17 protein-coding genes are annotated in these 18592 nt (G+C 73.0%); 14 read left to right on the forward strand and 3 right to left on the reverse strand.

All coding sequences use genetic code 11. The features are described 5' to 3' along the window. The first annotated feature begins 234 nt into the window (after window positions 1-234). The 4 genes from ACIO5E_RS31880 to ACIO5E_RS31895 all read left to right on the forward strand — a co-directional run bounded on the left by ACIO5E_RS31880 (window position 235) and on the right by ACIO5E_RS31895 (window position 2283). Window positions 235-975 (forward strand): hypothetical protein, encoded by a 741-nt coding sequence (locus ACIO5E_RS31880; RefSeq protein ID WP_400674574.1) that lies wholly within the window; start codon window positions 235-237, stop codon window positions 973-975. A 161-nt stretch (window positions 976-1136) separates the two neighbouring features. Beyond that, entirely contained in the window at window positions 1137-1355 is a 219-nt protein-coding gene (locus ACIO5E_RS31885) for an ATP-binding cassette domain-containing protein (protein ID WP_400674575.1), read from the forward strand. A 15-nt stretch (window positions 1356-1370) separates the two neighbouring features. After that, on the forward strand, window positions 1371-1655 hold the full coding sequence (locus ACIO5E_RS31890) for an ArsR/SmtB family transcription factor (RefSeq protein WP_400674577.1): 285 nt from the start codon (window positions 1371-1373) through the stop codon (window positions 1653-1655). A 139-nt stretch (window positions 1656-1794) separates the two neighbouring features. Beyond that, window positions 1795-2283, forward strand: coding sequence for a hypothetical protein (locus ACIO5E_RS31895; RefSeq protein ID WP_400674579.1), 489 nt, complete (start codon window positions 1795-1797; stop codon window positions 2281-2283). Window positions 2284-2347: 64 nt separating this feature from the next. On the opposite strand, the gene ACIO5E_RS31900 is transcribed toward ACIO5E_RS31895, so the two are convergent. From ACIO5E_RS31900 to ACIO5E_RS31910, 3 genes are all read right to left on the reverse strand, one after another. Then, window positions 2348-3979 carry an NRAMP family divalent metal transporter gene (locus ACIO5E_RS31900; RefSeq protein ID WP_400674582.1) on the reverse strand — a complete coding sequence of 544 codons (1632 nt, stop codon included), beginning with the start codon at window positions 3977-3979 and terminating at the stop codon, window positions 2348-2350. A 260-nt stretch (window positions 3980-4239) separates the two neighbouring features. Further along, window positions 4240-5550, reverse strand: coding sequence for a magnesium transporter MgtE N-terminal domain-containing protein (locus tag ACIO5E_RS31905; protein WP_400674583.1), 1311 nt, complete (start codon window positions 5548-5550; stop codon window positions 4240-4242). A 1112-nt stretch (window positions 5551-6662) separates the two neighbouring features. Then, window positions 6663-7055 (reverse strand): hypothetical protein, encoded by a 393-nt coding sequence (locus ACIO5E_RS31910; protein ID WP_400674586.1) that lies wholly within the window; start codon window positions 7053-7055, stop codon window positions 6663-6665. A 356-nt stretch (window positions 7056-7411) separates the two neighbouring features. Between ACIO5E_RS31910 and ACIO5E_RS31915 the strand changes: the two genes are divergently transcribed. From ACIO5E_RS31915 to ACIO5E_RS31960, 10 genes are all read left to right on the forward strand, one after another. Further along, window positions 7412-8614, forward strand: a complete 1203-nt coding sequence (locus tag ACIO5E_RS31915) for a hydroxymethylcytosylglucuronate/cytosylglucuronate synthase (protein ID WP_400674589.1) — start codon at window positions 7412-7414, stop codon at window positions 8612-8614. A gap of 61 nt (window positions 8615-8675) precedes the next feature. Further along, the gene (gene blsE / locus ACIO5E_RS31920; protein ID WP_400674591.1) at window positions 8676-9680 is read left to right on the forward strand and encodes a cytosylglucuronate decarboxylase; all 1005 of its coding nucleotides are present in this window, start codon (window positions 8676-8678) and stop codon (window positions 9678-9680) included. Further along, the gene (blsF, locus tag ACIO5E_RS31925; protein ID WP_400674594.1) at window positions 9668-10552 is read left to right on the forward strand and encodes a CGA synthase-related protein; all 885 of its coding nucleotides are present in this window, start codon (window positions 9668-9670) and stop codon (window positions 10550-10552) included. Before blsE ends, blsF begins: the two co-directional genes overlap by 13 nt. A 36-nt stretch (window positions 10553-10588) precedes the next feature. After that, window positions 10589-11830, forward strand: coding sequence for an arginine 2,3-aminomutase (gene blsG / locus ACIO5E_RS31930; protein ID WP_400674595.1), 1242 nt, complete (start codon window positions 10589-10591; stop codon window positions 11828-11830). Continuing rightward, window positions 11827-13005 (forward strand): DegT/DnrJ/EryC1/StrS family aminotransferase, encoded by a 1179-nt coding sequence (locus ACIO5E_RS31935; protein WP_400674598.1) that lies wholly within the window; start codon window positions 11827-11829, stop codon window positions 13003-13005. Before blsG ends, ACIO5E_RS31935 begins: the two co-directional genes overlap by 4 nt. Next, a complete protein-coding gene (locus tag ACIO5E_RS31940; RefSeq protein WP_400674600.1) occupies window positions 13002-14243 on the forward strand; it encodes an ATP-dependent carboxylate-amine ligase in 1242 nt (413 codons plus the stop codon). Before ACIO5E_RS31935 ends, ACIO5E_RS31940 begins: the two co-directional genes overlap by 4 nt. After that, a complete protein-coding gene (locus ACIO5E_RS31945) occupies window positions 14240-15502 on the forward strand; it encodes an MFS transporter (protein ID WP_400674603.1) in 1263 nt (420 codons plus the stop codon). Before ACIO5E_RS31940 ends, ACIO5E_RS31945 begins: the two co-directional genes overlap by 4 nt. A 64-nt stretch (window positions 15503-15566) precedes the next feature. After that, window positions 15567-17399 (forward strand): hypothetical protein, encoded by a 1833-nt coding sequence (locus tag ACIO5E_RS31950; RefSeq protein WP_400674606.1) that lies wholly within the window; start codon window positions 15567-15569, stop codon window positions 17397-17399. A 30-nt stretch (window positions 17400-17429) separates the two neighbouring features. Further along, entirely contained in the window at window positions 17430-18050 is a 621-nt protein-coding gene (locus ACIO5E_RS31955; protein ID WP_400674608.1) for a class I SAM-dependent methyltransferase, read from the forward strand. A 5-nt stretch (window positions 18051-18055) separates the two neighbouring features. Beyond that, the gene (locus tag ACIO5E_RS31960; protein WP_400674611.1) at window positions 18056-18565 is read left to right on the forward strand and encodes a nucleoside 2-deoxyribosyltransferase; all 510 of its coding nucleotides are present in this window, start codon (window positions 18056-18058) and stop codon (window positions 18563-18565) included. The last annotated feature ends 27 nt before the right edge of the window (window positions 18566-18592 follow it).

Raw genomic sequence — 18592 nt, forward strand, 5'->3', positions numbered from 1 at the left:
GCCGCCTGCTGCGCGACATCGCCGAGGGCCGCGAGGTCGGTGACACCACCACCCTCGCCGACAGCACGGTGATGAGCCAGATCCAGGCCCAGCTGACCGACGGCCCGCTCGGGGGCTGAGCCCGTCCCGTACGCGATGCGGGCCGCTCACCGGTTCCCCTCCCGGTGAGCGGCCCGGGGCCGTGCGGAGACACCACCTGTCACCGCCTTCGAACTCCCCTGAGGAACAACCAAGTTGTCGCACCGGCCCGCACTCGCCGCCACCAGGGCGACCGCCGCGCTCGCCCTGCTCCCCTGCCTCCTGATCGGCACCGGCCAGCACGACCGGACCGGGGCGGCGGCGCGCCCGTCCACGCCCACCACCGGGGCGGACCGGTCCGACGGCCGCGGCAGTCCGTTCGCGCACGAGTCCGTCGACCGCTCCGGAACGGTGCCACCGGGACCGGACCGCTTCCAGCCACAGCCCGTCCCACTGCCCCTCAGCGGGCTCGGCGGGCTCGGCGACCTGACGGCCGGCCGGTCCGGGCTTAGGGTGACGGCGGTCGGGGTGGACGCCTCGCACGCCGCCGACGGGGCCGCGGTGACCGCCATGCCGGAGAACGCCGAGGAGAATCAGGAATGGCTCGTACAGCCCACCGCCGGCGACGAATTCCTCCTCCGGTCACTGCTGCTGAGCACCGGTGAGGACACGACCGGCCCCCTGGTGCTCACCGCGGACCCGGACGGCTCCGTCTACCTCTCCGCCGAGCGTCCCGGGAGCGGGCCGGAGGCCGCAGCTCCGGACCAGTCATGGACCTTCGCGGACCTCTCCGTCCCGCTCCGGTGGACCGCCCCCGACGGACGGTCCACCACCCGGCTCAGGATCCACGCCCACGGGGGCGGCTGCCTCGTCGAGCAGGGATACGGCGAGCGACTCGCCCTCGGAGGCTGCGACGACCCCCGGGCCTGGTGGACCGCCGAAGGACTGGCCGGCTGAGCAAGCCCCGGGCCCGGGGCCGGGACCTCAGGTTCGGCCGAGCGGGCTCACCGCGACGGCGGGCCCGGTCGGCCCGCCCGGCGGGGACCGTCCGCCCCTGTCCCCGGGCGCCGTGGTGCGGTGCAGTCGTGGTACCTAGGCCCACGATCAGGGAGGCCGTCATGAGCGGTACGGCAGGGGACCGCGGCGGGCTCGCGATCGAGCTGACCGCGCTGAGCAAGTACTACGGCCACAAGACCGGCATCGACCACCTCGACCTGAGCGTGCGGCGGGGTGAGGCGTTCGGGTTCCTCGGCCCGAACGGCGCCGGAAAGACCACCACGATCCGCTGCCTGGTGGGCCTGCTGCGCCCGAGCACCGCGGAAAGTTGCCCGCCGTGAGCATCTGCCGCGCCCGTGCGGCGAGTTCGCTCGGGATGGGCTCGGCCCCGTCTACCCACACCGCCGGCCGGGCGGCGCCCCGGGCGGCTCGCCCTGCTGCTGGCCATCCGCCGAGCCGGGCCGATCTGCGTCACGGACCTCGCCCTGGCGACCGGCATCCGCGACACCACGGTCTCCCAGGCCCTGCGCCTGCTCCGGGCGACCGGGACCGTCTCAGCGGCCCGGCACGGGCGAACCGTCCGCTACCGGTTGGACGACCCCGCCGTCGCCCGACTCCTGGACCGGGCCGCCGACGCCTGACCGGTCGGCCCGAGCAGGGCCGACCGGCACGTCCGGGTGGCGGCCGGCCGTCGTGATCGGTGCGACACCGCCACCGCCACCCGCCTGTCGCGACGGCCCGGACCAGGGCCATGATGGTGGTGGGAGAGGAGGCTCTCCGATGATGCGGACCTGGTTCCACCCGCGCACGGGTGAGGGGGCGGCGCTGCTCGGCGTTCTCACCTTCCTGCTGCTGGAAGTGATCGTGCTGAGCGCGCTCCCGCTGCGGGACCGGTTGGTGACCGGCGGTGTGTTCGCCGGTGCGGCGGTCGCGGCCTTCGTCCTGGTGGCGGTCCTGTTGCGTGGCCACCGGGCCGCTCACCCCGGTAGGGACCGGTCCTCCCCGCGCCCTTCGGAGGAGGACTGGTTCAGCCCCGACACGCTGGAGGGGTTCCCGACGGAGGCTGTTCGCCCGTTGCTGCACGGTCCGGACGCGCCGAGCCCCGATTCGCTCTCCACCGCGTGGATCCTCGCCACCCACGGGCACGAGGCGGCCTGGATCGCCCACCACGTGGACCTGCCCGTCGGGACGGCCCACCTCCTGGTCGACGCCGCCCGACGGCGCGAAGCCGGCGCCGTCCACGCGCAGGACCCGCCGGGTCGGGGATGAGCCGTTGTCGCATGCGGGCGCGACCGTGGCACTACCGCCGGTCCGCCGGTCCTTCGGCCTTCGGTCAGCCGCCGCCGAGGCGGATGGCCTTGACCAGGAGCAGGACGGCGCTGAGCACCAGGTACCCGCGCAGCGCCAGCATGCCGAGGCGCAGCCCCGGTGACCATCGGACGGGCTTGAGCAGGGCCAGCGGCGGCATGCGCCAGGCCAGCTTGTCCACGGCGGGAATCGCGAGTGGCGGCTTTCCCGGGGCGCCCGAGCGCCGACGGGCGATGCGCAGGCCGACGGCGGACGCGGACAGTCCCGCGACGAGGGCGATGGCGAGCCCGCCGGCGAGCGCTTCGACGTCCACGGCGGGGAACAGGGTGGTGACCATCAGGGTGCCGGACAGCATCAGCAGGACGGAGATGATGAGGGTGGCGAGGAGGTTGAGCCAGCGGGGGTTGACCCAGGGGCCGAGGACCTCGGGATCGTTGCAGAGCAGGAGCAGGAAGACGCTGGCGGAGGGGAGGAGCAGGCCGGCGAGGGCCTGGACGGCCTCGGTGATCACGCCGAGCGGTGCGCCGGGGATCAGGACGATGGCGGCGGCGAGCAGCACCATCAGGCTGTAGGAGGCGTAGAACTGCTTGGCTTCGCCGAAGCCCCGGTGGAGGGAGTGGCGCAGGTTGAACACGTCCCCGAAGGCGTAGCTGGTCGCGAGTGTGACGGCCGCGGCGCCGATGATGCTGGCGTCCATCAGGATGACGGCGAACATCACGGCCAGGGCGCGGCTGTGCTGGGCGAGGGCGTGGGCGACGCCGGCGGCGTCCGTGAAGGCGCCCGCGAAGGGAGTGCCGCGGGCGGCGTAGTCGGCGATCATCACGAGGGCCGCCGCGCCGACGACGACCACGAGCGAGCCGATCACGGTGTCGGCGCGCTCGTAGCCGATGAAGCGCGGGGTGATCCGCTTGTCGATGACGTTGGACTGCTGGAAGAACAACTGCCAGGGGGCCACCGTGGTGCCGACGAGCGCGATGATCAGCAGAACGGCGTCGCCGCTGATGCCGCCCTGGATGCCGGGAACCACGAAGTCGTGTGCGGCACGGCCCCATTGGGGCTCCGCCAGCAAGGTGAGCGGGACCAGCAGGAGGCTCACCGCGATGAGCGCGAACATGGCGCGTTCCCAGCGACGGAAGGAGCCGCTGGTGGTGACGGCGATCAGCAGCAGGGCGGCGAGCGGCACGACCAGGTACCTGGAGGCGCCGAGGAAGTCGGCGGCCAGGGAGACGCCGATGAACTCCGTCACGATGGTCAGGAAGTTGAGGACGAACAGGTCGCCGACGCTGAACCAGCCCCAGAACCGGCCGAAGCGCTCGGTGATCAGCCGGGCGTGGCCGACGCCGGTGACCGCGCCGAGGCGGACGACCATCTCCTGGTTGACGATCAGGACCGGGATGAGCAGGAGAAGGACCCACAGCAGGGAGTAGCCGTAGTTCTGGCCGGCCTGGGCGTAGGTGGCGATGCCGCCGGCGTCGTTGTCACCGACCATGACGATGATGCCGGGCCCGATGATCGCCAGCAGGGTGAGCAGGCGGGTCCTGAGGCCGGGGCGTTCCTCCGGGCGCTCGCGGGGGATGCGACCGAAGGCGCCTTCGATGTCGCCGAGGTGGGCTTCGTCGAGGACGGTGCCGGTCCTCGGGGCCGGGGCGGGCCTCACTGCGGGCCTCGGCGTGGGCCTCGCTGCGGGCCGGGGGCCGGCGGGGGCCGGTCCGGGTGCGGGCTTGGCGGGGACGGGCTTGGAGCGGGGTGCGGCCGCGGGTTCGGGAGCCGACGCGGGCTGAGGTCCGGCGGCGGGTCGCCCTGCGGGCGGTCTGGCCGGGTGCCCCTCGTCCTTCGGACGATCAGGCCTTCCGGGCCTGCCGGGTTGCCCCGACTGCCCGGGCTGCCCCGGTTGCTCAGGCGGGTCCTGAGCGGCGGTCACGCGCCCTGGTCCGTTCTGTCGTACGGCGGGCCGTCCGCCTGGTCGTGTTCGGCGCGGCGGGTCGGGTGCGGGGCGGGCTCGCGTCGACGCCAGTCCTCAGGGATGACGGTCTCCAGGATGTCGTCGACCGTGATGACGCCGAGGACGCGCTCCTGCTCGTCCACGACCGGCACGGTCAGCAGGTTGTAGTCGGTCATCAGCAGGGCGACGTCCTCGACATCGGTGTCCGGCAGCACCCGGACCGGCTGGGTGACCATGACCTGCCGCACCGCCGCGCCCGGATCCGCCTGCAGCAGCGTGACCAGCGTCGCGGTGCCGATCAGCCGACGCTCCTGCCCGACGGCCTCGACCAGATAGACGCTGGTCAGCGCTTCGGGCTGAAGAGCGCGTGCGCCGCGCACGAGATCCAGCGCCTGTGCGACGGTGGAGTCCACCGGGGCGGCTAGGACGTCCAGCGCCATCAGCCCGCCGGCACTGGCCGGGTTGAACCCCAGCAGGGTCAGGACCTTCGTGCGCTGTCCGGCGGGCAACGCGTCCAGGACCGGTTGGCGGCGGCGCTGCGGCAGGTCGTTGATCGCGTCGGCGGCGTCGTCCGCACGCATCCGGGCGAGCACGGCGGCGATCCCGGCGTCGTCCTTCTCTGCCAGCAGACGGGTCTGCGAGTCGGGCTCCAGTTCCTCGAAGACGTCCGCCTCCAGCTCCGGGTCCGCATGGACCGTCGCCAGGATCTCGTGGGACTCCCCCCGGTCGGCGTTCTCCAGGAGGTCCGCGAGGTCGGCCGGCTTGAGGCGGCCCAGCCGGCCGAACGGGCGCCGCACGCGGGCCGACTGGGAATGACCGATGAGCGGCTCGAAGGAGCTCCAGTCCCGCCACCGCGGTTCCGCCGCCGCGCCCAGTCCGAACAGCCGGGGGCGGTGTGACTGCGTGCCCAGCCGATCGACCACCCAGCCGTCGGGCCGCTCACGAAGTTCGATGTCCTGGGCCCGGACCAGTTCGACGTCGGCCACGTCGACCACCCGATGCCCCAGGACGTCCGCGCGCAGCAGCACCTCGCCCTCGCGACGCTCGAAGGGACGCAGATCCACCACCTCGCTGGCGAGTCCGATCCGATCCGCGTCGAAGGAGGCGACCTGTTCGACGGGCAGGAACACCTGGTGCTTCCCGATCAGCACGACCAGCCCCGTGACCAGCGGATAGTCCCGCCCGCGCAGCCGGACGATGACATCGGAGAGCCGACCTACCACCGCGCCGCCACGCCCCACCAGCGGGCGGCGCAACAGCCGGGACAACCACAGGGCACGATCCACGGCACGAAAGTTAGCCGAGCGCGTGCCCGGCGCGACCCCGTGTCCCCCGGTCGCGCGCCCGGAACACCTGAAGGGACCAGCCCGGAGCGGGCACCGTCGTGGCCCGATCCCGGGCATCCACCCCCGGACCATCAACCACTCACCACCGCCGCGCGGAGCTCGTCACAGCCTCACGGATCCGCTGCCTGAGAGCGGGGTGACCGGGCCGTTGGCCAGCAGGTGGCCAACCCGTACGGTCCACCACTGGGAGTCATCATGACGCTGACGCCGGGGGCGGTACCGGGGAGCGGCGGCGCGGGCGCGCGGAACGCTTGGCTGCAACCGGCCGGTTGCGGCCGGACTGGGTGTGACAGGAGGCCGGCGCTCGCCAAAGGAGCTGTGGAAGGGTGGGCTTTGACGCCGCGCGGCGAATGGACTTGCCTCCATCGCCGCTGTGCTGGCCAACAGGCCGTGTGGCTAGGCAAGTTGCTGAGTGGAGGTAGGCCGGTTGCTCTCGTTTCTCGAGCACTGGTGGTGGATCGGGCTTATCTGGGGTGGAACCGTCGTCGGGTGGGCTGGCGACACCTATCGCAAAGCCCTGAAGACCCGGCACCAGCGCAAGATGGAGCTCTTCAAGGCGCAGGAAGCGCAGCGGGCTGCGGTTGAGGCAGCAGGGCGCCCGCCGGAGCCGGTGTGCGGATGCACTCACCACCTCGCCAAGCACGACCCGAAGAGTAAGCGGTGTCATGAGACAGTGCAGGCCCCGGTTCGATGGAACAGCACGCGGGAGCCTGTCGAGTTCGAATCTCAGCAGTGCAACTGCCAGCAGTACGTGGGTCCAGAGCCTCTCGCGATCGTTTTCGCGGAGCCTCTCGTGGACCTCAGCTGACTCTGCTTGTGCGCATGCGAGTCGTCCCCCGCACAGCTGACCGCGATGCCACGCCAAACCCTGCTGTTCGAGTACCTCTGCGGCAACAGGACTTCCTCGCACACGCAACGAGATGAATCTCAGCGTCAACCGCTGTACCGCTCCCGCGAGCACCGCCGAGCGCATCTGATGCACAGTGAGTTCCACGACGCGCCCGCGCTGTAAACCCGGGTGCACAGCGCGGGCGCTCTGTGGCTTCGTCAGCTCATGAGCACTGGGGGATGTACGGATCGCGATTCACCGAGTGGGCGTTGCCGTCCGCGTACCCCGCGAAGATGTAGCCCGACCAGTACTGCCAGTCGTGGCTGCCTGAGGGAAGTTCGGCGTAGACCTGGTACCAGGTGTCGCCCAGGTTGTCGATGCCCTGTCCGACGGTCCAGCACACGGCCATGACGTAACTGCCCGGTGAGAAGTCCGGGGCTCCGCCGACCTTGCCGTTCCAGGTGTTGGGGCTGTTGTAGACGCCTACCGAGTGGCTCGTGTTCAGAAAGACGGCGTCGGTCGCGGATGCGCTGCCCGACGCCAGACCCATTCCCGCCGCGGTCAGTGCGGCCACCGTCGCGAGCGAGGCGACTCGGCGCCCCCATGCCAGCTTCATTTCTCCCCCTTTGATGGAAACGATCCGGCGAGACGAAGCTACGCCGAGGCGGGTCGGGTGGGAAGAGGGCGCTCGGGTTGATGGTGTGGCGTCGACGCCAGGGATGCCGGGCGGGATCGGCACTGCGTCTCGACCGTCAGCCCGCGCCGGCGGGCCTCTGCGCGGCGGGCGTGCGGCGGTCATCCGACGGGACGAGTGTCAACGCAGCGTTCGCGGCGTTCACCTGGGAGGGTGGTCCGCCATGCGTGTCCGTCGGTACGCCAACCGTCCGCTCCCCCCGCGCTGCTACGAAGGTGCCCGACTGCTCCGATCGGGGCGGGTGTGCGCGGGGCTGATGCGGGGCGAGGCAGGAGCGGATGAAGGCAGACGACGAGGTCCGGACCGTTGCCGTCGCCGGGGTGGACTTCGGTTGGGGCAGCTCCGGGAAGATCAGCGCGGTGCTGTCGGCGCTGCACGGGCGCCGCGACCCGGGGTTGAGGTTCGTCGGGCTGGCGTCGGGGCTGGGTCGGCCGGTGCTGGCCGGGCAGCCGGTGGAGCGCTGGTTCGACCTGCCGGACGGGGAGTTGGAGGCGGCGGTCGCCGAGGTCGTCCGGGCGGAGCGGGTGCGGGCGGCGCTGGTGGTGCTGGACGGACGGCTCGCGAAGGCGCTCGGCTCCTGCGGGGTGCCGGTGGTGTTCGTCGACAGCCTGCCGTTCCTCTGGACGGACGGTGACCGCGACGATCTGCCGCTGGACGCCGACGTGTACTGCGCCCAGCGGTGCGTCGAGCTGCCGCCGGAGTGTGCCGGGGTGCTGGCGGACGTCCGCCGCCTGCGGTGGGTGGACGCGGTGATCGCGACCGGGACGGCCGCCGGGAGGCTCGCGTCGGCGCGTCCGCCCCGGCGGGCGCTGGTGAACCTGGGCGGGCTGCGGGCACCCCAACTCGACGACTGGTCGGGCTATCCGCGGATCGTGCTGCCCGCCGCGCTGGAGGCCCTTGCCGCGTACGGGGTCGGCGAGGTGCACGTCGCGGGCAACCTGCCGGCCCGGCTGGCCGGGCAGCTGGTGGACTCGTGTCCGGCGCCCGTCACGACGACGGTCGGCGCGCTCGCGCACGACGAGTTCCTCGACCGGCTCGGCGCGTGCGACGTGCTGCTCACCTCCCCCGGGCTGACCACGCTGCTGGAGGCGGGCCGGCTCGGGGTCCCGACGGTCTGCCTGCCGCCGCAGAACCTCAGTCAGATCTTCAACGGGCGCTTCCACAGCAGGGCGCTGGGCACCGATGTCCGCGTCGCCTGGCCCAAGACCGTCTTCGCCGAGGACGACGCGCTGGCGCTGCGCTCCGAGGGCGAGGGTCGTGCGCTCGACGTGATCTACGGCGGGATCGCCGGCGCCGCCGAGCAGAGCCGGCGCGAGACCACAACCGCCGTGCGTCAGGACGTCCTTGAGGTGCTGGGCCGCCTGGAGACGGAACCCGGCGTCGACTGGGGCGCATTGACCACCGCGGTCGGCACCGGGGGTGCGGCGCAGGTCGCCGACGCCCTGGTCGAACTCCTGGGGGCCGCCGGCCCCGTCCACTGATCCGCCCCCGTCGAACCACCAGCCACGAGCCCACGAACCACGAGCCACGAAACGGTCCCGGGTGTCCTCCACAACGCGTACGCGCTCTCGCTACCTGTTCATCCGCATCCTCGAAGCCTGCAACGCCGACTGCTTCATGTGTGACTTCGCGCTCTCCCGCGACACGTTCCGCTTCCCCCTCGCCGACTTCGCCGAGTTGCTGCCGAAGGCCCGCGCCGCCGGGGTCGACTACGTCCGGTTCACCGGCGGCGAGCCGCTGATGCACCCGGACGTCGTGGAGCTGGTGCGGGCCGGCACGGCGGCCGGCATGAAGATGTCGATCATCACCAACGGCTCCCTGCTGCCCAGGCTCGCACCGGAGTTGGCTGCGGCCGGGCTGGCCCAGGTGATCGTCAGCCTGGACGGCGCCTCGGCGGCCACCCACGACACCTACCGGCGCTCGCCCGGCATGTTCGACGGCGGTCTGAGCGGGCTGCGGCTCGCCGCGGAACTCGGCGTGCTGCCCCGCGTCAACACCGTCGTCGGGCCGCACAACTACACCGAAATGCCGGAGCTCCAGCAGGTGTTGACCGAGGCCGGGGTCCGCCAGTGGGAGCTGTCGGCGCTCAAGCTGGACCGGACGATCCGCTACCCGGACCCGGACCACGTGCGCGCGGTGTGCGATCCGCTCTACACGGCCGATCCGGACGCCCTGCTGGTCCCGATGGGCAAGCGCTTCTACGGGGACACGCCCGAGGAGCAGGCTCGCTATTTCGAGGACTCCACCCCGCCCCGGGCCTCGCTGCCGCTCTGCCACGTCGCGGACGACGTGATCTACATCGACGGCAAGGGCGGCCGGATGCACGCCTGCAGCTGCATCCCGCACCGTGAGGGCACCGGCGGCGGGCCTGGCGGGGCGCCGGTGCGCGAGGGCGGGGTGCTGCTGCTGGACACGCCCGCGTTCCGGGAGCACGCGGACTACTTCCGCGAGCGCGGCCCGCAGCTGTGCAACGGCTGCTCGACCACGGCGGCCGGCTACAGCGACGACGTCGCCCGGCTCGGGTCGGTGGCCCCGTGGCGGTACTGACCCCCGATGCCGGGCGGCAGCCGGCGGTGCTGCTCACCTGCCGGGACGAGCAGTTGGACTCACTGCTGGCGCTGCGCCGGGTGACCGCCCACCTCGGCGACCTGCCCCGGGCCGTCCTCGCCTCCCACGAGCCGCTGCCGCGCGCGGCGCTCGTCTGCGACGAGGAGGCCACCACCGCGCGCCTCACCGCGCTCGGCGTCCCGGTGCTGCACCTGGCCTCCGCGCCGGCGGCCGCCCCCGCGCCCACCGAGCGGCTGCTGCACCGCGCCCACTGGCCCGGTTGGCTGGAACACCCGGGCGGCCTACGGCCCACCGGACTGCTCGCACCGGCCCGACTGGCCCGCCGCCGCAACCGCCGGGGGACGCTGCTGCTGCTCTCGCTCTGGCAGGTGCCGCAACCGGCGGCCGAGGCGTTCAACGGCGATCAACTCCCCTTCCTCGCACGGGAGTCCGTCCGTCGCACCGGGGCCTGCCAGCTGGTCTGCGACACCGGGCTCGACCAGGTCCGGGCGGCCGTCTCGCACCTGCCGGGTGTGACGGTCGGCCGCGCGGCCGAGGTCGACGTGGACGCGCTGCACGCCGGCGCCGAACTGCTGCTCGCCTCACCGACCTTGGCCGCCGTCGCGCTCGCCCAGGCCCGCCGGGCCCCGCTGGTCTTCCTCCCCGCGCTCGGCGCCGCCCAGCACGACCTGGCCGAGCGGATCACCCGGCACGTCCCGGTGCCGTCGGCGGCCGACCCCGCCGACCCGGCCGTCTGGCAGCCGCCGGGGCCGGACGCGCAGTGGGGCGCGATCGGCCCGGAGCTCGATGACCTGCGCGGCGCGCAGGGCGTCGCCCGGGCCGTCCGCCAACTGCTGCTCGCGCCGCTGTAGCCGCCGCCACCGTCCTCCACCCCGTACGGAGCCGCCATGTCCCCCGCCCCCACCGAACCAGGCCCGACCACCGAACCAGGGCGAACCACCGAGCCCGACCAGACCTCCGAAGCCGACCGGGGCGCCGGAGCCGACCGGACCACCGGCCCCCCGCCGAACCGCCCCGGTGTCTCCCCCGCCGAGTGGGACGACTGGCGCTGGCACATGCGCAAGCGCATCAACACCGTCGACAAGGCCCGGCAGTGGATCAACCTCACCGCCGACGAGGAGCGGGCCATCGCCGGGGTCGCCGGCCGGTACCGCTGGAGCGTCACCCCGTACTACGCCTCGCTCATGGCCCCGGACGACCCGCTCTGCCCCGTCCGCCAGCAGGCCGTCCCGGCGACCGAGGAGCTGGTGGAGTTCCCGGGCGCCGAGGTCGACCCGGTCGGGGACACCCTCTACCGCCGGACCAACCGGGTGGTGCACAAGTACCCGGACCGGGTGATCATGCTGGTCACCGAGACCTGCCCGGTCTACTGCCGGCACTGCACCCGCAAGTTCCACACCACCGACCTCCAGGGCAGCTACTTCCGGGACGACGAGGGCGGCGCCTACGACGAGGACTTCCGCTACATCGCCGAACACCCGGAGATCCGGGACGTGTTGCTCACCGGCGGCGACCCGCTCTCCTACCAGGACGGCCGGCTGGAGGAGATCGTCGCCGGCCTGCGGGCGATCCCCAGCGTCGAGATCATCCGGATCGGCTCGCGCTTCCCCGTGCTGCTGCCGCAGCGGATCACCGACGAGCTGTGCGCGATGCTCTCCCGCTACCACCCGGTGTGGCTGAACACCCACTTCAACCACCCCAAGGAGATCACCCCCGAGTCCGCCGCGGCGGTGGACCGCCTGCTGCGGCACGGCATCCCGGTCGGCAACCAGACCGTGCTGCTGCGCGGGATCAACGACGACGTCCCGACCATGCGCCGGCTGATGACCGAGCTGCTGCGCATCCGGGTGCGCCCGTACTACCTGTACCACTGCGACAACGTCACCGGTGTCGCGCACTTCATGACCTCCGTCGAGAAGGGCTGGGAGATCATGGAGGGCCTGCAGGGCCACATCACCGGTTTCGCCGTACCGCAGTACGTCCTCACGACGAAGATCGGCAAGATCCCGGTCGCCCGCCCCTCCTTCACCGAGACCCCCGACGGCGGCCTGCTGCTGCGCAACTTCCGCGACCAGCAGCTCCTCGTCGACGGCACCACGCACCCGATCACGGAGTCCGACGCCCGATGACCCTCCACCAACGCCAAGGCCAGCGCTTCCTCCCGTACGGCGCCAACTACCTCGACTGGTCCGACATGGCGGAGCTGAAGGAGGTGATCGACCACCAGGTCCTGTTCCGCTACCAGACCGAACAGGAGAGCATGGCCTCCCGGCTGGAACGCCTGGTCGGCGAGCGGCTGGGCACCGGGCACACGCTGGCCGTGCACAACTGCACCGAGGCGCTGCGGCTGGCGCTGGTCTCCACCCGGCCCTCCGTCGGCGACCTCGTGTACATCCCCGCGGTCACCTTCGTGGCGGTGGCGGGCGCGGTGCTGTCCTGCGGCCTGATCCCGGTGCTGGTGGACGCCGACGAGTCCCTCGGCATGGACCCGACCCTGCTGCCGGCGGACGCCCGACGGGTGATCACCGCGCACATGGAGGGCTCGGTGGCCGCCCTGCCGCAGGGCGTGCCGTACGTGATCGAGGACTGCGCGCAGACCCTCGGCGGGCGTTTCCCGGACGGCCGGCAGGTCGGGACGGCGGGCTACGCGGGGGTGTTCAGCTTCCACCACAACAAGGTGCTCACCTCCGGCGAGGGCGGGCTGGTGGTGACCGACGACAAGCAGGCCTGGGCGGCGATGCGCTGCTACCACGACCACGGCTCGGCCCGCGTCCCCGGCCACTACCCGACCTGGAACCAGGACGCCTACTACGGCGAGAACTTCGTCACCAGCGAGGAGGTCGCGGCCGTCCAGTGCCAGCAGTTCCGCCACCTCGACGAGGTGCTGGCCGGGCTGGAGCGGATGTACGCCCTCGCGCTGGCCGAACTGCCGGACCGCGCCGACCTCCGGGCGCTTCCGCGCGCCGAGGGCGACGTCAAGGTGAGCCTGCGCTTCCGCTGCGAGTCGCGCGAGCTGCGCGACGCCGCCGTGGCGGCCCTCACCGCCGAGGGGATCGCCAACTGGACGCTGGGCAAGTACCTGCTGCCCGAACACCCGGTGCTGACCGGCCGCCGCTCGCTGTACGCCGACGGCTTCCCGTGGAACCACGCCCCCGAGGGGCCGCTCGCGCTCAGCCGCGACGGCTTCGCCCGCACCCGCGACCTGCTGGAGCGCACGCTCTGTGTGCCGCTCTCCCCCGAACTGCCGCAGCCGCAGCAGGCCGCCGCGGTCAAGGCGATCCGGCGCGTCCTGGAGGCGGTGTGAGCCCGCCCGGCCCGGTCCTGCTGATGGTGGACGACCGCGCCTCCTCCTTCTCCCGCCACGCGGCCCGCACACTCCCGGACCACCTCGTCCTGCTGCGCTTCGACGAGGCGCGCGCCGACCTCTCCGCGGAGCACCTGCACCGCACCGCGCACCTGCCCGCCTTCTGGGTACGGGCCGGGGTGCCGCTGGAACAGGAGGCCGCACGCTACCGGCAGTGGGCCGCCGGGCTTCCCGCCACCCCCAGCCGGTTCTGCAACCCGTCCGAGCCGCGGCAGGTCGTCGCCCAGCGGTTCGCGGCGCTGGCCGGGCTGCCGCACCTGACCGCGCAGCAGGTCTCCTGGGTGCGCGACAAGGCCGTGATGAAGCGTCGCTTCCGCGAACTCGGGCTGCGGACGGCCGAGTTCGCCCAGGTCCGGACGGCCGGCGAGATCGAGCGGTTCGCCGCCGAGCACGGCTGGCCGCTGGTGCTCAAGCCGGTGGACTCCTTCGCCTGCGTGGACACCCACCGGCTGGACGGCCCCGAGGCGCTCGCCGCCGTCGACCTGACCGCCCGGGACTGGATGGTCGAGCAGTTCCTCGGCGGCGTCGAGTGGGAGGTGTGCGCGATCATCCTCCAGGGCGAGGTGCTGGACGCCTGGCCGAGTGCGATGCCGTGCCGCCCGCTGGACATCGTCGAGGGCGCGATGAACGCCAACATCAGCGTCGGCACCGACGAGGCCCCGCCGGTCGACCTGCGCGCGCTGCTGCAGCGGATCGTCACCGGCATGGGGATCGACCACGGGTACGCGCACATGGAGTTCTTCCTGATCGACGGCGAGCCGTACGCCGGGGAGATCGGGCTGCGGCTGGCCGGCTGCGAGATCCCGGCCAACCACGGGCACGCGTACGGCTTCGACGTCTTCGGCGCCACCCTGGACGTCTACCGGGGTCGGCGGCCGGATCTGAGCTATCGTCAACGACGGTGCGCCGGAGACCTGTTGCTGCCGCTGCCCGGGTCCGGGACGGTCCGCCGGATCACCCCGGTGGAGGAACTGCTGCGGGCCCCCGGGGTGGTCGACGCCGTGCTCAAGGTCGGGGTCGGCGACGCGGTGTCCGCCCGGCGCGCCTCGCACAACGCCTCGGGGTACGTCCACGTGGTGGGAGCCTCGATCGAGGAGGTGGAGCGGCGGATGCGTGCGGTCCTCGGCGCCTTCGTCATCGAGCTGGCGCCCGCCCCCGCGCTGGAGGGCCACCGGTGAGCGACACCCTGCCCCGCGACACCTCGCCACCGCCCCCCGACACCCTGGCGCACCGCGTCCGCTCGCTGCTGCGCCGCCCGCACGTGCGCGCCGTGGCCGGGTGGAGCGTGGTCTCCCGGCTGCCGGTCTACCTGATGTCGCTGGCCACCGTCCTGGTGGTGCGCGAGCAGGGCGGCAGCTTCGCGCAGGCCGGGCTGACCAGCGCGCTGTACACGGCCGGGATGGCGGCCGGCGGGCCGCTGGTCGCCCGGCGGCTCGACCGCGCCGGGCGCCGGCCGGTGCTGCTGGCCACCGGCCTGCTCTATCCGGCGGCGCTCGCCGTCCTCGCCTGGGCCACCCGGCCCGGCACCTGGGGCCAGCTGGCCGCCGCCGCCCTGGCCGGGGTGGCGCTGCCACCCGCCAACGCCTGCATGCGCTCGCTCTGGGCGCGCCTGCCACTGGGCGACACCGAGCGCGACACCGCCTACCTCTGGGAGGCGGTCCTCACCGAGGTCCTGGTGATCGGGGCGCCGCTGATGCTGGCCGGGCTGATGCTCGCCGGTTCGGCCGCGCTGGCGCTGACCGCGGTGGCGGCGGTCGGCGGCGCGGGCGCGCTGGGCCTGGCCCTGGTCCGGCTCCCGGCCGGGACCGGCCCCCGACCCGCCGACCCGGCCGCGCCCCGCGACCTGCTGGGGCCGCTGCGCAACCCGGCCATGCTGGCGCTGACCGGCATCATGGCGGCCTGCGCGGTGCCGATCGGGCTGCTCACGCTCGCCATCCCGGCCTTCGTCGCCGCACACGGCTCCCCCGGCGGCACCGGCGCGGTCTACGCCTGCTGGGGCGTGGGCAGCGCGCTGGGCGCCGTCTGGCTCGGGCGCTCGCAGTCCGCCGTCCCGGCGACCGTACGGTTCCCGCGTCTGGTCCTCGCGTACGCGCTGGGGACGGGGCTGACGCTGGCGGCCACCTCCCAGCCGGTGCTCGGGCTCGCGCTGGCGATCGGCGGCGCGCCCATCGCCCTGGTGTCCGCCGTCGAGATGACCCTGGTCGGCTCGGTGGCGGACGGCGGCTCGCTGGCGGAGGCCTTCACCTGGGCTTCGCTGGCCACCGTGCTGGGGGACGCCGTCGGCCAGCAGGTCGGCGGCCTGCTGGTGGAGCCGCTCGGGCCACGCGGGGTCTTCGCCGTGGCCTTCGCCACCGCGCTGGCCGCGGCCGCCCTGGCCTTCGTCTGCCGCCCGCTGCTGGACCGCGCCCGCCCCGCCGCCGGGACGTGCGCGGCGTGACCGACTCACGGCGCCATCCGACAGCCGTCCGTTCCCACCCCTCCTTCCCACGAGGTCACCGACGATGAACCCCGCAGGCCCGCTCTTCCGGCCGGTCAAGTTCGCCCACCTGCCGTCCGCCGTCAAGGAGTTCCTGGACGCGCCGGACGCGGTCGCGGTGCCCGTCCCGGTCGAGGGCCGGGACGACCTGGCGCAGAGCGCGGAGCTCGCCTCCCGCCTCTACACCGCCCTCGACCGGCCGCGACCGCTGGACCTCGGCGTCGTCCTCGGCGAGGACCGACTCCCGGACGGCGTCGCCGACCTGGCCCGACCGCTGGCCCGGACCTGGCTGACCGAGGACCAACTCGCCGACGCCCCGGCCTTCCTGCGCGACCACCCGGGCAGCCTGCTGCTGATCGGCTGCTACGACCGGCTCACCCTCGACCCGGTGCGCTCGCTGCTGCTCGCCACCTACCGCAGCCGCACCCACGCCCTCACGCTGCTGAGCGGCCGGGACGCCGCCTCACTGGCCTGGAGCATCGCCAAGCAGTACGCCCGCGCGGACAGCGGCATCGACGCCCTCGGCCTGTTCACCGACACCGACCGGCCACCGCACCTGCCCGGCGTCCAGGTCTTCGACGACCGGGACTTCGAGCGCGTCGACATCCAGTCCGCGATCCTCGGCACCCGCTGGCGCAAGGTCGCCTTCCAGGGCCATGGCAAGGACGACAGCGTCAACCTGGGCGAGTTCACCATCTGCGGCCTCAACCCGGCCGTCCCGTCCCGGCCGGGGCTGCTCGGCCCGCGCTGCGCGTACGGGCTGCCCTGCTACAAGCCGGAGGACAAGCTCGTCCCGCTGCACCGGGTGACCGCCGTGGAGGTGGTGCTCAGCGCCTGCAACAGCGGGCCACTGGCCGACCTCGCGCTGTACGACCCGAAGTACCAGCTGCTGCTCAACGCGCTGGACGGGCCCGCCCGCACGGTGGTCGCCGCCGTCTCGGTGCACGACTCCGACCGGCCGGAGAACGTCGCCTGGATGCGCTCCGCCCTCACCGGCGCCGACACCGTCGACACCCTCAACGCCAGCCTGGCCGGTTCGCACCCCTACCCGGCCTTCCTGCGCTTCGGCCTGCCCGACACCCCGCACCCCGCACCCGAGCCCGCCGACCACCGTCCCGACCCGCTGGTGCTCACCGTCGGCCGCCGGCTGAACGCCCTGCTCGGCTCCGAACTCCTGCCGCACAACCACGCGTTGCGCCCCCGGCTGAGCAAGCTGGCCCGCAAGGTGGACCTCTGGGTGGCCCGGCCCACCCATCTGGCCGACCAGTCCGCCGCCGAGATCCACACCTCGCTCACCGCCGACCTGCAGTCGCTCGACCACGTGATCGCCGGGCAGGTCGCGGCGAACCCCGAGGACGAGCTGATGACCTACCCGGCGCACTTCGGCGACCGCAGCTCGCTCGACCCCGAGGTCCGCGAGGTGACCTGCCACTGCGGCCGCCCGGCCCAGGAGTTCACCCGCCGCGGCCTGCTCCCGCAGGTCCTGGACACCACCTGCGCGGTCTGCATGCGCTGCGGCGACGTCACCTTCCGGCTGCCGGAGGCACCCTCGCTGCTCGCGTACAGCGCCGACGAGGTCCAGCAGGGCGGCTTCCTGGAGGTGCGCGCCGTCCTCAACGCCGCCCGCACCGGCCCCGTCCGGCTCGGCCTGTTCGTACCGACCTACCTGCGCGAGGACACCCGCGTCGAACCGGAGCTGGTGAAGGTGCGCGCCACCGGCGGACAGCCGCAGTACGTCGTGTTCCGCGTCCGCTTCGACCCGGCCACCGCCCCCCAGGCGTACTACTTCACGGTCTTCGCCGTGCAGGACCTCGCCGTCTCCACCGCCCGGCGCCACTTCGGCGTCCTGCCCCGCTGATCCCCCCGCACCACGAGAAAGACGACCGCCATGACGACGCCTGCCACCAAGCCCGACATCCGACTCATCGAGCAGAACGGTGAAGTGACCCTCAGCATCGGGGGCGAACAGGCCATGCAGGCCTGGGAGCGCGACCTGATGTGGGCCAGCGCCGACCTGCTCTGCGAGTACGGCCAGGACTTCTACGAGGTCGGGCTCGGCCTCGGCCTGTCCGCCCTGCGGATCGCCCGACACCCCGCCACCCGCCGCCACACCGTGCTCGAACTCTTCGACGAGGTCGAGGAGTTGTTCCGGGCCAAGAACCCGGACCTGCCCGGGAACCTGACCGTCGAGCGCGGCGACTTCTTCCAGCGGATCTTCGAACTGCCCTCGGAGAGCATCGACGGCATGTTCTTCGACCCGGCCCTGGACATGGAGGTCTGGACCGACGCCGAGCTGTGGGCCAGGACCATGCCCGAGGTGGTCCGGGCGCTGCGCCCGGGCGGCGTGTTCATCCCCTTCTTCAGCACCAAGCCCGAGCTGCGCTGGCAGTACACTCCGCACTTCCGCTCCATCCGGGTCGAGCGCCACCCGTACACGGCCTACGACACCACCGAGTACACCTTCGGCACCAGCGGCGACGCCTACATCCAGTGCTTCATCAAGGACTGACCGCCATGACCACTCAGCCCACCGCCGCTGCGCCCGCAGTCCGCTCGCTGTTCCTGGCCGGGCCGTTCATCCAACTCCTCGACCCCGCCACCGGCCTGATGCCGGACGACGCCCGGGCGCCGTTCGACCTCCTGATCAAGCACTTCGAAGCCCAGGGCGTCGCCGTGCACAACGCCCACCGCCGCGAGGCGTGGGGCGAGGAACTGATGCGGCCCGAGCAGTGCACCAAGCTCGACCAGGACGAGATCCGCAAGGCCGACCTGTTCGTCGCGCTGCCCGGCTTCCCGGCCTCGCCCGGCACCCACATCGAGATCGGCTGGGCGAGCGCCTTCGGCAAGCCGATCGTGCTGCTGCTGGAACGCGGCCGGGAGTACACCTTCCTGGTCCAGGGCCTGCACACGGTGGCGACCGTGGAGCAGGTCGTCTACACCGACCTCTCCACCGCGCTGCCCGGCGTCGACCGGGCGGTCGAACGGGTGCTGGCCCGGCACCGGGAGACCACCCCCGCGCGCTGACCCGCACCGGCGGCCACCGATCGGAGC

The sequence above is a fragment of the Kitasatospora sp. NPDC087314 genome, from assembly GCF_044744365.1.
Classification (GTDB): domain Bacteria; phylum Actinomycetota; class Actinomycetes; order Streptomycetales; family Streptomycetaceae; genus Kitasatospora.